At 42.8% G+C, this 16,985-nt stretch carries 14 protein-coding genes and 1 pseudogene; 12 read left to right on the top strand and 3 right to left on the bottom strand.

Annotation, left to right across the window (positions count from 1 at the left end; all coding sequences use genetic code 11):
* Positions 1-126 precede the first annotated feature (126 nt).
* Positions 127-894, top strand: a pseudogene (locus EO126_RS04035) (aldo/keto reductase); the annotation flags it as partial.
* A gap of 70 nt (positions 895-964) precedes the next feature.
* Here EO126_RS04035 and guaC read toward each other — a convergent pair.
* The gene (gene guaC, locus EO126_RS04030) at positions 965-1,951 is read right to left on the bottom strand and encodes a GMP reductase (protein WP_006556499.1); all 987 of its coding nucleotides are present in this window, start codon (positions 1,949-1,951) and stop codon (positions 965-967) included.
* 286 nt (positions 1,952-2,237) lie between these two features.
* Here guaC and thiT point away from each other — a divergent pair, with 286 nt between their 5' ends.
* From thiT to EO126_RS03990, 8 genes are all read left to right on the top strand, one after another.
* Entirely contained in the window at positions 2,238-2,774 is a 537-nt protein-coding gene (gene thiT / locus EO126_RS04025) for an energy-coupled thiamine transporter ThiT (RefSeq protein WP_006556500.1), read from the top strand.
* 31 nt (positions 2,775-2,805) lie between these two features.
* Positions 2,806-4,158 (top strand): molybdopterin-guanine dinucleotide biosynthesis protein MobB, encoded by a 1,353-nt coding sequence (locus EO126_RS04020; protein WP_164726699.1) that lies wholly within the window; start codon positions 2,806-2,808, stop codon positions 4,156-4,158.
* A gap of 32 nt (positions 4,159-4,190) precedes the next feature.
* Entirely contained in the window at positions 4,191-5,483 is a 1,293-nt protein-coding gene (locus tag EO126_RS04015) for a molybdopterin molybdotransferase MoeA (protein WP_127007706.1), read from the top strand.
* Between the two features lie 344 nt (positions 5,484-5,827).
* Positions 5,828-7,105 carry a dicarboxylate/amino acid:cation symporter gene (locus EO126_RS04010; protein WP_040771360.1) on the top strand — a complete coding sequence of 426 codons (1,278 nt, stop codon included), beginning with the start codon at positions 5,828-5,830 and terminating at the stop codon, positions 7,103-7,105.
* A gap of 506 nt (positions 7,106-7,611) precedes the next feature.
* On the top strand, positions 7,612-8,028 hold the full coding sequence (locus tag EO126_RS04005; protein WP_196792550.1) for a hypothetical protein: 417 nt from the start codon (positions 7,612-7,614) through the stop codon (positions 8,026-8,028).
* A gap of 193 nt (positions 8,029-8,221) precedes the next feature.
* Positions 8,222-10,414: a formate dehydrogenase subunit alpha gene (gene fdhF / locus EO126_RS04000; protein ID WP_006556505.1), complete on the top strand. Its 2,193-nt coding sequence runs from the start codon at positions 8,222-8,224 to the stop codon at positions 10,412-10,414.
* Positions 10,411-10,941 carry a 4Fe-4S dicluster domain-containing protein gene (locus tag EO126_RS03995; protein ID WP_006556506.1) on the top strand — a complete coding sequence of 177 codons (531 nt, stop codon included), beginning with the start codon at positions 10,411-10,413 and terminating at the stop codon, positions 10,939-10,941. Before fdhF ends, EO126_RS03995 begins: the two co-directional genes overlap by 4 nt.
* Positions 10,938-11,429: a 4Fe-4S dicluster domain-containing protein gene (locus EO126_RS03990; RefSeq protein WP_006556507.1), complete on the top strand. Its 492-nt coding sequence runs from the start codon at positions 10,938-10,940 to the stop codon at positions 11,427-11,429. Before EO126_RS03995 ends, EO126_RS03990 begins: the two co-directional genes overlap by 4 nt.
* 178 nt (positions 11,430-11,607) lie before the next feature.
* Here the strand turns inward: EO126_RS03990 and EO126_RS03985 are convergent, their stop codons facing one another.
* Together EO126_RS03985 and EO126_RS03980 are read right to left on the bottom strand one after the other, a co-directional pair.
* Positions 11,608-12,363, bottom strand: coding sequence for a formate dehydrogenase accessory sulfurtransferase FdhD (locus EO126_RS03985; RefSeq protein WP_006556508.1), 756 nt, complete (start codon positions 12,361-12,363; stop codon positions 11,608-11,610).
* A gap of 200 nt (positions 12,364-12,563) precedes the next feature.
* Entirely contained in the window at positions 12,564-13,133 is a 570-nt protein-coding gene (locus EO126_RS03980; RefSeq protein WP_006556509.1) for a HutD family protein, read from the bottom strand.
* A 202-nt stretch (positions 13,134-13,335) separates the two neighbouring features.
* On the opposite strand from EO126_RS03980, the gene ftcD reads away from it, so the two are divergent.
* The 3 genes from ftcD to EO126_RS03965 all read left to right on the top strand — a co-directional run bounded on the left by ftcD (position 13,336) and on the right by EO126_RS03965 (position 16,791).
* Entirely contained in the window at positions 13,336-14,229 is an 894-nt protein-coding gene (gene ftcD / locus EO126_RS03975; RefSeq protein WP_006556510.1) for a glutamate formimidoyltransferase, read from the top strand.
* A 150-nt stretch (positions 14,230-14,379) separates the two neighbouring features.
* A complete protein-coding gene (locus tag EO126_RS03970; RefSeq protein ID WP_127007704.1) occupies positions 14,380-16,050 on the top strand; it encodes a formate--tetrahydrofolate ligase in 1,671 nt (556 codons plus the stop codon).
* A 120-nt stretch (positions 16,051-16,170) separates the two neighbouring features.
* Positions 16,171-16,791: a cyclodeaminase/cyclohydrolase family protein gene (locus EO126_RS03965; protein WP_127007702.1), complete on the top strand. Its 621-nt coding sequence runs from the start codon at positions 16,171-16,173 to the stop codon at positions 16,789-16,791.
* The last annotated feature ends 194 nt before the right edge of the window (positions 16,792-16,985 follow it).

Below are 16,985 nucleotides of genomic sequence, written 5' to 3'. Positions count from 1 at the left end.
TTTTTTAGCGATAGGAGTGAGAGAACATGGAAAGTAACAATGTAAAAGATCATGTAATCTCAAATAATGGTGTAAAAATGCCAATTCTTGCCTTCGGGACCTATTTAATTCCGAAGGCAAGACACGAAACAAGCCGTATTGGATGCCCTTGATGCGGGTTATCGTCACATTGATACGGCTCGTTTGTATGGAAATGAAAACGAAGTGGGCGAAGCTGTGAATGCTACATCGGTACCACGTGACGAAGTTTTCGTGACTACAAAGATTTGGTTCAATAACTATGGCTATGAAAAAGCCAAAGCAGCCATTGATGATACGTTAAAACGTATGAAGCTTGACTATCTTGATCTTATGCTTCTCCATCAGCCATATAATGATTATTACGGCGCTTACCGTGCTTTGGAAGAAGCATATAAGGCCGGTAAATTGCGTGCTATCGGGGTAAGTAATTTTTATCCGGATCGTTTAAACGACCTCATTGCATTTAATGAAATTAAGCCGCAAGTCGATCAGATAGAAATCCATCCGTATTTTCAACAGGAATTTGCTCGTGCCAATATGGAAGCTCATGGGGTGCAGACGGAATCTTGGGCCGCTTTTGTGCGCGGTAAAGATGGTATTTTTACGAATCCTATCTTGGAAGAAATCGGTAAAAAATATAACAAATCAACGGCTCAAATCATGATTCGTTGGCAGTTGCAGCGCGGCATTGTGTGTCTCGCCAAGAGCTCCAGCCCTAAACGCATGGCACAGAACCTTGACGTATTTGACTTTAACCTTACCGAAGAAGATATGGCGGCCATTAAAACCATTGATAGAGACACAACAGTGTTTATGAGCCACTATGATACGCGTATGCTAGAAGAATTATTGACTAGAAACGTTGAGGCGTAAGTCTTGATGCGGCCAGTCCTAATTTTATGTATGTAGCATCAGGCTACAGTAGGGCTTCGCCTATTGTGACTTAGCGATCCCCATTAAATATCGAGTTCTTAACGATTACATAGTCCACTTTTCTAATCGCGGTCAAGTTATTACCGCCGGCATAGGAGATAGAGGACTGTAAGTCTTGTTCCATTTCAGTTAAGGTATCGAAAAGGCTGCCTTTGGAAGGAATGTACATTTTTTTACCTTCAACGTTTTTACGTTCACCTTTTTGAGATTCGGAAGCAGAACCAAAGTATTCTTTGTATGGTTTGCCATCGATTTCAACTTCTTTACCCGGAGATTCGGTATGACCTGCGAAAAGGGAACCGATCATAACAAAAGTGGCACCGAAACGAATAGATTTAGCAATGTCGCCATGGTCGCGGATACCGCCGTCAGCGATAACAGGTTTAGTAGCCGCTTTGGTGCACCAACGAACAGCGGATAATTGCCAACCGCCGGTACCAAAACCGGTTTTTAATTTAGTGATACATACTTTACCGGGTCCGATACCTACTTTAGTAGCGTCAGCGCCGGCGTTTTCAAGTTCACGAACAGCTTCAGGGGTACCAACGTTACCGGCAATAACGAAGCTTTCAGGTAACTGTTTCTTAATATGCTGAATCATTTCAATTACGGAGTTGGAATGACCGTGAGCAATATCGATAGTGATATATTCAGGGGAAAGACCGGCTGCTTTAATTTCATCGACGAAATCAAACTCTTCTTTTTTTACACCAATACTGATAGATGCAAATAAGCCTTGCTCTTTCATACGTTTAATAAAATCAAGACGAGTGTGCGGGGCAAAACGGTGCATGATGTAGAAATAATTGTTGCGGGCTAATTTTTCAGCCAATTCTTCATCAATAATCGTCTGCATGTTGGCCGGTACAACCGGTAAACGGAATGTGCGATTGCCGAGTTTTACTGAAGTATCACATTCACTGCGGCTGTTAACAATACATTTATTCGGGATTAACTGAATGTCTTCATAATCAAAAATGTTTGTTGTATTAATCATGGAAGGCCTCCTTGTCATAACATAAAAATCCATTAGACATTATATAGGAAAGATGGTGCTTTTGCAAGCCTAACTCGAACGGTATAATTTATATAGCATTTTAATGTTCGGGTTTTGTAAATGAAGTATCGACTATTTGTAAAAAAGTCGATTGAGTTGATTTATAGAACGGTCAAGCGGTATAATTAAACTATATTTGCAAGCAATTGGGTAAAAAAGCTTAAGGAGAACGCAAACTATATCTTTACAGTTGTTGTAATAACGGCCGAAGGTCGGGAGGATATTTATGGAACAAAAACAACGTACAAGAATGTTGGTGGAAGCGGGTTTATCAATTGCAATCGCATATGTACTGCATTTTGTAGTCCTGTTTCAAATGCCGCAAGGCGGTTCGGTGAATGCAGCCAATTTGGTACCGCTTATTATTTTTGCCATTCGTTGGGGTGGTAAATGGGGCGTCATTACCTGTATGGCTTACGGCATAATCGACTTTTTACTGGGCTTCAAATTTTCGCTTCACTATTTGAGCATCTTATTGGATTATATTTTAGGCTACGGTGCCATCGGGGTTGCCGGTTTCTTTGGTAACAGTCGGGCCGGAGCCGTTTGGGGCGTTACTGCCGGGTGTGTATTGCGCTGGGTTTTCACCGTTATATCGGGAGCCGTCGTATTCGCATCATATGCACCGGCCGGTCAAAATCCATGGATGTATTCTATGATTTATAATGCCAGTTACATGGTGCCGGAATTAATTATTAATATGTTGGTTATTGTATTGTTCTATAACCGCATTATGAGAGGAATTCGTTCAACGCACAGTTAAATCGGCCACGAATGAATTAATGGAGTTATTTATGAAACGTCTTTTATTAGAACGTACAGATATAAACCGTTTACATGATATGGGGCTACTCATAGTATGCGGCGGTCAAAGTACTCGCATGGGACGTGACAAAGCAGCGTTGCCTTGGCAAGAAGGCACACTTTTGACCTCGCTCATGATTCGGGCGAGGTCCTTTGCTTTTTCACATATTGTAATTGCCGGTAATCAACCGGTAGATTTGCGAACATTGCCGGGCGAGTTATATGCTATGCATCCTTTGTCAGATAGAAGTGGGCGTGTGCGACTCACTGAAGAAGAGCTGACTGCCGTGGAGCCTCATCAGATTCATCGACTTGAATGGGTGGTTGAAGAAGAACGGACGTTGTCAATTTATTTGACGGCCGATCAAGGAGAGCCTTGCGGACCGTTAGGCGGTTTGGCAGCCGGTCTCAGTGAAGGCCCTTGTGATGCGTATCTGGCCGTATCAGTGGATATGCCTTTGTTTGATAATTTTGATTTTGGCGATGTAACAAAGTTACGCACCAGGTTGGGGCAGAAGGCCGTAGATTGCATTGTGCCGACTATTAACGGGCGCTTGGAACCGCTGGGGGCTTTATATAGTACGCGTTGTTTGCCGGTTATCATAAAATTATTGCGTAAAGGTGAGCGCCGTCTGCGTGCCATTTATGACCATTGTGAAACGGAATATGTGGATGTGACGGATAAAGCGTATGCCTATAAAAATATCAATACGTACAACGAATATAAAGCGATTCGGGCTTTGTTCTATAACAGTACGCGTAAAAAGCCTGTTATTTCCGTTGTAGCCAAGCAGTCGAAGACCGGCAAAACCGAGGTGAGTACTCGTTTAATTGATGCTTTACAAAAACTCGGCTATGAAGTGGGGTATGTGAAAAGCGACGGCCACGGTTTTACCATGGATACGGAAGGTACCGATACTTGGAAGGCCGATAAGGCGGGGGCAAAAGCGGTTGCGATTGCCGGTCCGGAAGGGTATGCTATTTTAAGCCACACGGGCCAAAAGACGGATTTAATGACATTGGCAGAACAATTGCCGGTGGATATAGCCGTTTTGGAAACACGCAGTCGCGGTGTTGAGCCGATTATTGAAGTAGTTACAGATTATCCGGCTGATTTTGAAAATTGTATTACGCCGGTTGATAATTTATTGTCTGTCGTGTATATGAACGGAAATAGCGATACTGAGTATTTGAAGGTTGATAACGAATCAGTAGCTGCGAGTGAAAGCAGTGAGGCATCATCAAAGCAGAATTCACAAGCTGTAAATGGCGTAGCTGTATATTCATTGGCTGATATAGAGTCATTGGCAAAATGGCTGGTGACGGAGGTATTTTTTAATTAAGACAGCCTATAACAGGCTGAGGAGGTGACCGTATGGAAGGCATTACGGTAGAAGCGGCGAGAACAAAGTTGTTGGACTTGGTAGCACAAGTACCGGCCAGAGAGATAGAACAAATCCCGTTGGAAAAAGCGTTAGGACGTGTATTGGGCACTGAGCTGACGGCTAAGACAAGTATTCCACCGTTTCGTAAGGCTCCTTATGACGGTTATGCGATTGTACACAGTGAAGGCCGTTCGCAGTTTACTATTGTGGCTACAATCGGTGCCGGTGAACGATACGAAGGCAAGGTCCTTGAAGGGGAAGCGGTACGCATTATGACAGGGGCGCCGGTTCCGGATGATTGTGATACCATCATTATGCAGGAACGATGGCGATTGTGCTCTGACGACGGTATTCCTTTGCAACAATCCCAAGTGCGTGACGTGATGGATCCGTTCGGTTACGATATTCTGGTAAACGGCGTTATTCAAAAAGGTGAAAATATTATTCCTGAAGGGGAAGAGTGTGTTGCAGGCGACCGTTTGATGGAAGCGGGCGTTGTTTTGGACGCCGGTCGCCTATCCGTAGCCGCCGGGCTCGGACATAGAGAACTAGCCGTGTATAAACAGCCTAAGGTTGTTGTACTCACGTCGGGCCGAGAAGTAGTGCCACTTACGGAAACCTTGCAAGGGTCTCAAATTTATAACTCGAATCTTTATATGCTCCAAGGTTTATTGCAGGAGCAAGGCGTTACCTCATTTAAAACGCATCATGTGAGTGACGATCCTGAAAAGCTCGATGAAGAAATTGAAACGATTCGTGAATTGGCTGCTGATGCAGAATTAATTATCAGCACCGGCGGTGTGTCTGTAGGGCTTTTTGATTCCATGCCGGCTATTTACGAAGCATTGGGGGCTGAAAAGCTTTATGATCGTCTCTTTATGTGGCCCGGTGCCGCTTCGTATGGCGGGGTAATTCGTCGTGAAAACGGGGCGTTTACATTCTGCTTGGGGCTTTCTGGTAACCCGACAGCCGCTTATAACACGTATCATTTGCTTGTGTTTCCGGTATTACGCAGTTTGCAGGGGCGTCGTGATATTCTATTACCGGTTGTTATGTTAAAACTGGGCAGTGCCATTCATAAGAAAAATCCGTTCGACCGCTATGTGCAAGGGGCAATTACTTGTGAATCGGGCGAAGCCGTTTTTATGCCGAATCGTGTTTTCACATCCAGTGCCTTATTGGGGCTGGCGCATGCCAACGGTATGGCCAAACTCGAACAGGGTCAACATAGCTATGAAGTGGGCGATTTAGTAGCCGTTTCACTGCTGAAGGCACACGAATAAGTACGTATTTAAAGGACCTCTTCCGTGCTATGAGCACGCGACAGATGTCCTTTTTGTATAAACTATTATAAAAACGTATAATTTATCATTCTATAGGAAGTTTGCACGAAACGAATATTTTTGATATAATGGAAAAGCTTCGTGTTAATTCAAGGGTGTTTCAGATGTGGTTATAATCCGTTGGAAGAAGTAAAACCAATGGTTTATAACTCTTTTTTTATTTCCGCCTTATTCTAAAATGTGAGTTACATTCCGTTCTTCACAAGACGAATTACCCTTGAATTAATGTGAGGAATTTTGTAATTATTTATATGTATACGAAAAAGGAAGTGATTGCATTGGCTATGTTAAAAAAATTAAGTCTGGCTTCGTGGATTGTTATCGGCTTATTGGCAGGCGTTATTGTTGGTGGGGTTGCCCCTGAATTTGCTAAAAGTCTTAAACCGTTGGGCGATGTATTTATTCGTATGATTAAAATGATCGTGGTTCCGCTGATTTTCAGCTCCTTGGTAATGGGGATTGCCGGAACCGGTGATTTCAAAAAACTCGGACGTTTAGGCGGTAAGGCAATTTTATGGTTTGAATTTGCTACCAGTCTGGCATTAATCGTCGGCTTGTTTGCCGTTAATGTTATGGAACCGGGCGTTGGCGTAGCCTTAACGCAAAACGGCGCTTCCGAAGTTGTAAATAAAGCGGCGTCTGCTCACGGAATCGATCACATCGAAATGCTTGTTAACATCGTACCGACGAACATCGTGGATGCTATGGGGCGCGGCGATATGCTCCAAATTATCTTCTTCAGCTGTTTATTTGCTATTGCAGCAGCGAGTACCGGTAAAGACGGCCGTCAGATTATCGACTTATCCAAAGATTTGGCACATATTATGTTCAAAGTTACTCATTATATCATGTATGTATCGCCAATCGGTATTTTTGGTGCCATCGCCTATACGGTAGGTGAATTCGGTCTCGGCATGTTATTGCCGCTCTTGAAGCTCGTTCTCTGCTTATACTTGGCGTTGATTTTATTCTTGGTTATCGTGATTTCCATTGCTTCGTTTTTGACAAAAACGAATTTGTTCCCACTTTTAAAAGTGCTTCGAGAACCGTTGGTATTGGCATTCTCCACGGCAGCCAGTGAAGCAGCTTTACCGATTGCTATGGAAAAATTGGAACGGGCCGGCTTGCCAAAGCACATTGTAAGTTTTGTATTACCGCTTGGTTATACCTTTAACTTGGACGGCTCCACTTTATACAGTGCACTCGCAGTTGTCTTTATTTCTCAGGTATATGGCATTCCGTTCCCATTGGAATTGCAATTATTAATGCTTGTTACCTTGATGTTGTCTACGAAAGGTATAGCAGCCGTGCCGGGTGCTTCCTTAATCGTTATCGCCGGCACCGCTGCCGCTTTTGGCTTACCGGTGGAAGGCATTGCCATTATTCTTGGTGTTGACCGTATTCTTGATATGGCTCGGACTTTCTGTAACGTAACCGGTAACTGTGTAGTAGCTGCCGTTGTAGCTCGTTGGGAAAACGAAATCTCCGCGGAAGACTTGGCTAAACGAATGAAAGAACCGTTTAGTGAAGAGGAATTGGAGTCACTTGAATTTACAAAATAAAATAGTTGTCGATGAGGTAAATGGCTACCGTATATTTATTTGCTGGTTGTTATAATACTATGAGACTCATAAATCCCCCCTACCTATCTGCTCCCAGGCTCGAAGCGAGCAAAGGTCGCTAGATAGGTAGGGGGGATTTTTTTCGTGTTTCTCATAGGTATTGTACTAATACGGTGGGCACTTAAAATCCCCCTACCTATTCGCTCACAGGCTCGAAGCGAGCAATGGTCGCTAGATAGGTAGGGGGATTTATGCGTAGTTTTCATAGGTATTCATTACGATACGGAAAACTTTAATACGATAGGCCTTTTTACAATTACTTCCGGTGTATTCATATTTAAGGTGGAGACGGGAAAGTGGGGGATATCGGATTGGCATATTAGTATCTTGAAATTGTTGAATAGTTATAAATGATGAATTAAATTTGTGATAGAATAAAATTATGATGATGACAGCATTAAAGAGGTCCGATTATATTAGATATATGAAGAAAGGGGCATATGATTATGGGATTTTTAGATTCGATTAAAAGCAGTAATTCTTCCGATAAACATGAGATGCGGCCAAGTCCGGTAAGGGAGTTTCTGGGACAGGAGTTATATGCTATTGATTGTCGTGGGGCCAATCTTTATGTACATGAAAGGGCCGTTGTTATTGATAAGACCGGGGGCGGTTTATGGAATTTAGGCGACAATAATTTTAAAGTTATTCCGTTTAAATCGATTGTAGCTATACAGGCTAAGTTGAAATCGACTTTATTAAATGGGTATATTGAATTTGAAACCGCTAACAGCCCTTTGAGTGTAGGCAGTGATAAAGCCGAACGCGGCAGTGAAAACAGTGTTATTTTGAGTGGTACTGAGGAACGATACCAGCAAGCAAAAGAAGCTTTGCAATATATTTTTGAACATATTTGCAAATAAAATGGAAATTAACAGAATATACATAAACAAATTGTGAACATTCAATAATTGAATTATGTGAATTATTAATTATGTTAAATTGGCATAATTGAAAAAAGGAATTTGCAATTAAAACGAAGAATTTACATGTAGAACTTTTGTTACCTGTTAGTTTAGACATTATTAGGGATTCAAGTGAATGTGAGGCTATACTATGCAGACTACGTATGATAAAGTTGTTTCGGTTTGTTCGTATTGCGGTTCCGGTTGCCAAATCGAGTTTACAGTCGATAAAAAGGCTAACCGCATTATATCTGCAAAAGGCGCTCCGGGTCGTACCAACGAGGGGCGCCTTTGTTTGAAGGGGTTTTACGGTTGGGATTACCTAAATGACCCGCAGATTTTAACGCGGCGTATTACGAGTCCGATGATTCGTAAAGGCGGTAAAGGCAGCCCGTTGGAACCGGTTAGTTGGGATGAGGCCATAGCGTATGCAGCAGAACGCTTAAAGGCGATTATTAAGGAGTATGGGCCTGACTCTGTTATGGGGGCCGGTTCCGCTCGCGGCCCGGGTAATGAAGCGGGTTATATTACGCAAAAATTTATGCGTGCTGTGGTAGGCACCAATAATGTTGACCATTGTGCCCGTATTTGCCATGCAGCGTCCGTAGCCGGTTTGAAGCAGTCAATCGGTGAGGGTGCCATGTCCGTCAGTGTGCCGGAAATTGAAGATGCGGAAGTTATTTTTAACATCGGTTATAATGGTGCCACATCGCATCCGATTGTAGCTCGTCGCATTATTAAAGCGAAAGCTAAAGGGGCGAAGATTATTTGTGCGGACCCTCAGATTTCGGAAACGGCCCGTATTGCGGATATTCATTTGCAGCAAAAAGGGGGCACTAATTTATTGCTCCTCAATGCGCTGGCTTATACGATCATTGATGAACATCTGACAGATGACGAATTCATCAAGGCTCATGTGAACGGCTATGAAGAGTTTGTACCTAAGCTGGCGAAATATGCACCGGAAGCGGTGGCTGCTGAAATCGGCGTCAGTGCTTTGGCCATTCGTGAAGCGGCACGGCTCTATGCATCGTCCAAACACTCCGTCATCCTCTGGGGTATGGGGATCACTCAGTTCTCTCAAGGTGTTGACAGTGTAGCTGCTTGCTCCAATTTGGCTCTTTTGACCGGCAATTACGGCCATTATGCGACCGGTGTAGGTCCGGTGCGCGGTCAGAATAACGTACAGGGCACTTGTGATATGGGTATTTTGCCGGATGTATATCCGGGCTATCAGTCGGTGACGGATGATGCGATGCGTGAAAAATTTGAAAAAGCTTGGGGCGTTTCCTTGCCGTCTGAGGTAGGTCTTAAATTGACGCAGGTACCGGACCGAGTATTGGGCGAACCGGACATTAAAAAGCGGATTCACGCGTACTATATTATCGGCGAAGATCCGGCTCAATCGGATCCTAATTTGGAAGAAATTCGTGAAACCTTGAAGCAAATAGATTTAGTTATTGTACAGGATATCTTTATGAATCGCACGTCGGAATATGCCGATGTTCTTTTGCCGGCTACGGCTTGGGGTGAACATGATGCCATTTATACCTGCTGTGACCGCGGTTTTCAGCGAGTTCGTAAGGTAATTGAACCGCCGGAAGGGGTAAAACCGGATTGGGAAATCCAAAGTCTTTTGGCTACGGCCATGGGTTATCCGATGCATTATCATAATACGAAGGAAATTTGGGATGAAATGCGTAAATTATCACCTAAATTTACCGGTGCTACTTATGAAAAAATCGACGCACTGGGCGGCGTACAGTGGCCTTGTTATGATGAAAGTATGGATGACAAAGGTACCGTGTTCCTTCATGAAGGCGGTCACTTTGCTACACCGGACGGTCGCGGTAACTTAATTTTCACGGATTACGAACCTGTTAAAGAAGAGGTTGATGAAGAATACCCAATGTCTTTCTGTACGGTTCGCGAAGTAGGTCATTATTCGGCACGCACCATGACAGGCAATTGTCGTATGCTGGCAAAACTCGAGGATGAACCGGGCTGGGTGGCTATGAACCCTGAAGATTGTGAAAACTTGGGTGTTGTACAAGGCGATTTGGTTCGTGTCCGTTCACGGCGAGGTAGCCTCATTACCCGTTGTTTGCCGACTGAACGAGTAAAACCGGGCTCTACTTATATGACCTATCAATGGTGGATTGGTGCTTGTAACGAATTGACGAACACGGCTCTCGATCCTAAGAGCAAAACGCCGGAATACAAATATTGTGCCTGCCGTGTTGAAAAATTGGATGATCAGGCTGAAGCAGAAGCGTATGTACAATCACAATACGCCTTAATCCGGGCTAAAATGGGTATAGAAAAGGCAGGTGCCAACGCATGAATCGATTTGTAAAAGGAAATCCTTTATTTTGTATAGGCTGCCGTACTTGTATGGTTGCCTGTGTTGTGGCCCATCGCGGTAACGGGATTTTCACGACGGACCCTGACAGTGAAAATTTTAATCCCCGTATACATGTGGTAAAAACAAAGACTAAGACCATGACGGTTCAATGTCATCATTGTGAAAACGCACCTTGCGTTAAAGTGTGTCCGGTAGGGGCTTTGGAAAAAGGTACCGACAGTATACTACTTCACGAAGAACGCTGTATCGGTTGTAAACAATGCACCCTGGCTTGTCCGTTCGGTGCCATTCAAATGAAATCGGTAGCAGGGGAAGGCAATGTTCGCGTAGTTGCCAATAAATGTGACCTTTGTGCCAATACAGAAGAAGGCGCGCCGGCCTGTGTCAGTCATTGTCCGACAGAAGCACTGACGTTTTATGAAATAGACAGTGTGCAAAATATAGTCGATAAGAAAAATCTCCAAACAGCATTAAATGCATGGGCTGTAAAGGAGGGACAGGTATGAATCAGTTCGTATATTGCGATGTGAACCTTTGCATCGGTTGCGGTATGTGTGAACGTCAATGTATTATGTCTCATTACGACTTGGGTATGACGGAAGTAAAACTTAATGATCCGTTGCAACGAGCTCGTTGTAAAACCTATCGTCAGCCGGAACTTAAAGCGGCTGTTCATTGTAAGCAATGTGAAAACGCATCCTGTATGGCGGCTTGTCCCGTAGGTGCTATCAGCAAACGGGATGATATGATGATTTTTATTGACGAAAGTCTTTGCATCGGTTGCCGTGAATGCGTTTTAGCGTGTCCGTTTGGGGCCGTGCAGATGGCACCGGTAACGGATGGCCGCATGGTGGCTACTAAATGTGATTTATGCATTGATACGAAGGCGGGTACACCGGCTTGTGTCAAAGGTTGTCCTAAGAAGGCCTTAACCTTAATGACTGACGAAACAATCAAAGCCAGAGTTTTGCAAAAACGTGAGGACTTTGCGTAATTAAGCTTGATGAATTTGTGAGATCGTACAGGATAAATTTTAAACCTCTAATAAAAAACTCTACTGCAAGTGTTGCATTGCCATGAGGCGACCTTGCGGTAGAGTTTTTGTTTGTATGCTATTATGTACGGCCTTTTGGCACGAGGTTGCTTATTAATGTTTGCTCGAATTGAGATTGTTATTTATTGTCTTCGGGGATAAGTCCTGTAATACGCTGCGGATTGGCCATACATTTAAAGGAATCGGGGCGAAGCACATTGCATAAGGTAATGTTATATTTCTGTGCCAACTCAATGCCCAGTTCCGTCGGCATGGCACGCGAACAGAAAATCGGTACGCCGATACGATGTACTTTTTTTATGACTGACTGCGGAACACGGCCGCTGAATATTAGAATTTTATCGGAGGTGTCAATGTTTTGGACGGTAATAATACCCATTAGGCGATTGAGCACATTATGACGGCCCACATCTTCGGCATAGGCAATGACTTGACCGTCTTTGACTAGTGCGCCTTCGTGAACACCATGAGAGGTATGGTGAGCCTTCGTGATAGAGTCCAGCAAACCGCCATAGTTACAAATTTCGTCGGCATTTATTCTTATGTTTGCTTTGGTGGCAGGCGGTGTTACCGGCATCGATTCATTAAAATAACCGGTACTGTGGTTTAAAGTTACATCGATTCGATGAGTTTCGGTATCCATTTCAATGTGAGCGATATCTTCTAATTGGCTAATGTGATTTTCCATCAGGCAGTAGCCGATAATTAAGTCACGAAAATCATGAGGTGAGGCGATAAGGGTAGTAATGCGCTTGTTTTCAATAAAAAGTTTGTAGGCCACTTCGTCAGAAATATTAAGCTGTTCTTCGACAGCCCCTTTGCCTTTTTGATAGGAGATACAGTTGTGGTTATTAGTGTCTGATAGAGAATACATGACAAACCTCCTTAGATGATTCGTACTGCATAGACAATATGCCGGTGAGAATGTACTTGATTACTATATTATACATGACCTAAGCATATTATACAATTTTTATAGGAATTTAAAATGAAAAATATATAACAAAAGCCCTAAGCGTGGAGACTCAGGGCTTTTGCCGTTTTGTGAAGAAGATGAAGTTTGTATAGACTATCCTATGAGGATATATTGACGAAGAGAGTAGTAACAGCAGCATCCTCAAGGAATAAAGGAATCGACTCCGTGCAAGCGGACAAGACATAAAGTGTGTCCGGTTGTATTTGGAGGTTACCTATTTGAGCCTTGGCAGAGGGATCAAACGGTAAATTCGGAACATAGAGGAAGCTATGTTCGAGAGGATTAAGTTGAGAAGAAGAAGTTAACACAGAGTAGTTAACCTTCATCCCTTGTCGGACCATAACATTAAAATCTGTTGCTTTCCCCTCTGAAAAGGTGTGATAAGCACCATCGAAGTAACATACCTCGTAAGGTTTTAATAGATATGTGTCTGCTGTTTCTTTAAAAGATAGGTATAACTGATTGTTTAGCGGAGTTATTAGACGTTGATAGCCCGGAAGCAAAGTAAATTCAGACGATTCTACGTCCACCGTAGCTGAACTTATCCGAATTGTAAAGTCTCTCTGGCTATAAGAGCTTTGTGGGGGATAAATATAAAACTCCGTTGTCGAGCCGCCGGACCAATTTGATGTGGTCGCTTGCTCACGAGTAATCGCTGTAATTTCCATAAGGCCTCCTATAGGCTTTTCATCTATTCGCTACATACACTATAAGTTAGTTACGTCTAAAAAGTGTCAAAATTCAAAACTTTTTTTAAAACTTGAAAATTTGATATTTTTTAGGCTATAGTTGATGTATATTGGACGTAGAAATACTACGTTCCTGATATATGTGAGGAATAAATTTTGTTTTTTGAATGGAGGCAATCATATGGCTAAGTTAGTAGAATTCGTTCCAAATTTTAGTGAAGGTCGCGATAAGGCAAAAGTAGAAAAAATCGTTGATGAAGCACGTAAAATTAAAGATTTGAAGATTCTTGATTATTCCAGTGATGCCGATCACAATCGCTCCGTAGTTACCCTAATCGGTTCCCCTGAAGCCGTAACAGAAGCAGCCATCAATATGGCTAAAGTAGCGATTGAACTCATCGACATGCGAACTCATGAAGGGGCTCATCCGCGCTTTGGTGCCGTTGACGTAGTTCCTTTTACACCGATTTCCGAAGTAACCATGGAAGAATGTGTAGCCATTGCCAATACAGTGGGTAAAGCTTATGGTGAAATGGGTATTCCTGTATACCTCTATGAAGATGCCTGCACTAAAGAAGATCGCCGCAATTTAGCCTCCGTTCGTAAAGGACAATATGAAGGTTTCTTTGAAAAAATCAAAGATCCTAACTGGGTTCCTGATTACGGTCCTGCCGAAATGAATGAAAAATCCGGTTGCTCCGCTGTCGGTGCTCGTGTATCGCTCGTTGCCTTCAATGTTAACTTAAATACCAGTGATCTTGCGGTAGCCGATGCCATCGCTAAGAAGATTCGTCATATCGGCGGCGGTTTACGCTATGTTAAAGCCATGGGCGTAATGCTTGAAGAACGCAATCAGGTACAGGTTTCGATGAACCTTGTTAACTATCATAAATCCTCCGTATATCAAGCTTTTGAAATGATTAAAATGGAAGCCAAACGCTATGGCGTGTCCATTGTAGGCAGTGAAATCATCGGTACGGTTCCTATGGCTGCTTTAATGATGGCTGCTGAATACTATCTCCAAGTTGAAAACTTCGATATGAACCAGATTTTGGAAAAACAGTTGTTGGACTAATTGCCGTCAAATAATGTTTCAGTAACTAAGTTTTTAATATGAAATTGCGTGTCGCTGTGCAATGAGAGTTGAAAAAAGTCCATATTTAGTGTAAATTAGAGGGTATAAAGTTATTTTTCAAAGTATAACAGCCCTACAGGAGGTGCATTTATGTTCAGCGATATTGAAATTGCGCAAGCGAATCAGATGGAACCGATTACCAAAATTGCCGAAGATTGCGGCATTTTGCCACAAGAATTGGAACAATACGGTCATTATAAAGCTAAAATATCTCTCGATGTATTAAAACGTTTGGAAGATAAACCGGATGGTAAATTAGTTCTTGTTACAGCAATCACGCCAACCCCGGCCGGTGAAGGTAAATCCACGACCAGTATCGGTTTGGCACAAGCTTTGAATAAAATCGGTAAGAAGACCGTTGTTGCTTTGCGTGAACCTTCTTTGGGACCGGTATTCGGTATTAAGGGCGGCGCTGCCGGCGGCGGTTATGCTCAAGTTGTACCGATGGATGATATTAATCTTCACTTTACCGGTGATATGCATGCCATTACGGCGGCCAATAACTTGTTGTCTGCTATGATTGACAATCATGTTCATCAAGGTAATGAATTAAATATTGATGTGCGTCAGATTTCATGGAAACGCGTTATGGATATGAACGACCGTGCTCTTCGCAATGTTGTTGTGGGAATGGGCGGTAAAGTATGCGGCTTCCCACGCGAAGACCATTTCATGATTACCGTAGCGTCTGAAATTATGGCTGCCTTATGTTTGGCAACAAGTCTTCAAGACTTAAAAGAACGCTTTGGTCGTATTGTTATCGGCAGCACCTATGATGATAAACCAGTTTATGTACATCAGCTCGGTTGTGAAGGCGCCATGGCTATGCTCATGAAAGATGCTATCAAACCTAACTTGGTACAGACATTGGAACATACCCCGGCTATCGTTCATGGCGGTCCGTTTGCCAATATTGCACACGGCTGTAACTCCATTTTGGCAACTAAAATGGCCCTTAAATTGGGTGATATCGTAATTACGGAAGCCGGTTTCGGTGCCGATCTTGGGGCTGAAAAATTCCTCGACATTAAATGTCCGTACGGCAACTTATTCCCACATGCCGTTATTATCGTAGCGACAATTCGTGCGCTCAAAATGCATGGCGGTGTGAAAAAAGCCGACTTAAACGAAGAAAACATAGAAGCCGTTAATGCCGGTTTTGTAAACCTTGCTAAACAGGTTGAAAACATTCGTGCTTTTGGTTTGCCTGTATTGGTAGCCATTAATAAATTCTCGTCCGATACACCGGCTGAAATTGAAAAATTGTTGCAGAAATGCGACAGTTACGGTGTGGATGTAAGCCTTAACGAATGTTGGGAAAAAGGCGGTGACGGTGGTATCGACATGGCTAAACAAATTGCCGCTATGGTAGAAGGTACCAACATTACACCTAAGACTATGTATGATAAGGAAGACACCATTCCTGAAAAATTAACGAAAATTGTACAAAAAATTTACGGCGGTGACGGCGTTGAATTTACGACCAATGCTAAAAAGCAAATTAAACAATTAGAAGATTGGGGCCTTGATAAATTACCTGTTTGTATCGCCAAAACACAATATTCTTTGAGCGATAATCCGGCCTTATTGGGCGCACCGAAAGACTTCAACATTACCGTACAAGACGTACGCGTAGCTAACGGTGCAGGCTTTATCGTTTGCCAAACCAGCAATATCATGGTTATGCCGGGCTTACCTAAGAAACCGGCTGCTTTGAACATGGATATTGATGCGGACGGTAAGATTACCGGTTTATTCTAAATTTCGGTTTACTTAAATACGGTAAATACAGTGCATATTGAATTTACGCGTCAAATGTATGATTATCGGGTTTTGGCAAGTAATGTTTACGCATAATATACTCACTTGGGAGGATACATAATGGAATTAAAAGCTTTATCCGTAGAAGCGTTTATTAATGAAACCGGCTCTGATTCTCCGGCTCCGGGCGGTGGCAGTATTGCGGCTCTTAACGGGGCAGCCGGTGCAGCTTTGATTGAAATGGTGGCGTCCCTTACTATCGGCAAGGAAAAATATGCCGCTGTGGAAGTTGAAATGAAAGATATTCAGGCTAAAGCTCACGACATGAAAGCTCAATTCTTGGCTTTCATTGATGAAGATAGTGCCGCATTCAATAAAATTATGGCTGCTTTCAAATTGCCGAAAGAAACGGACGAAGATAAAAAAGCTCGTTCCGCGGCTATTCAAGAAGCTACTAAAGGCGCTGCTTTGGTACCTTTTAAAATCGGTGAATTGGCTAATCAATTATTGCCGTTAGCTGAAGCCGTTATTGAAAAAGGCAACCAGAATGCCGTTACCGACGGTGCCGTGGCTACTATGAATGCCAGAACAGCCGTACATGGTGCTTTCTTAAATGTAAAGATCAATTTAGGCAGTATTAAAGATGAAGCTTTTGTAGCCGATATGAATCAGAAAATGGCAAGCATTGAAGAAGCCATCGATGCTAAAGAACAAGGCTTATTACAAAAAGTAAATTTGTAAGCTTTTCATAATTAAAAATATACACAATGACTTGATACTTGATGTCATGGGGATTGTAAAACCTTTAACCTGATGAAAAGCTTTAAAATGTGAATAAACAGAGCAGTTTTTAGGAAAACTGCTCTGTTTTTTTCGAAAATTATGACAGATAGATACTTGAATATGCAAAAATGTAATTTTTTATATTACTCTTT

This window comes from Veillonella seminalis, from assembly GCF_003992065.1.
Taxonomy (GTDB): Bacteria; Bacillota; Negativicutes; order Veillonellales; family Veillonellaceae; genus Veillonella_A; species Veillonella_A seminalis.
Note: the sequence above shows the minus strand (reverse complement) of the source record. Positions and strands in the feature narration are given on the sequence as shown.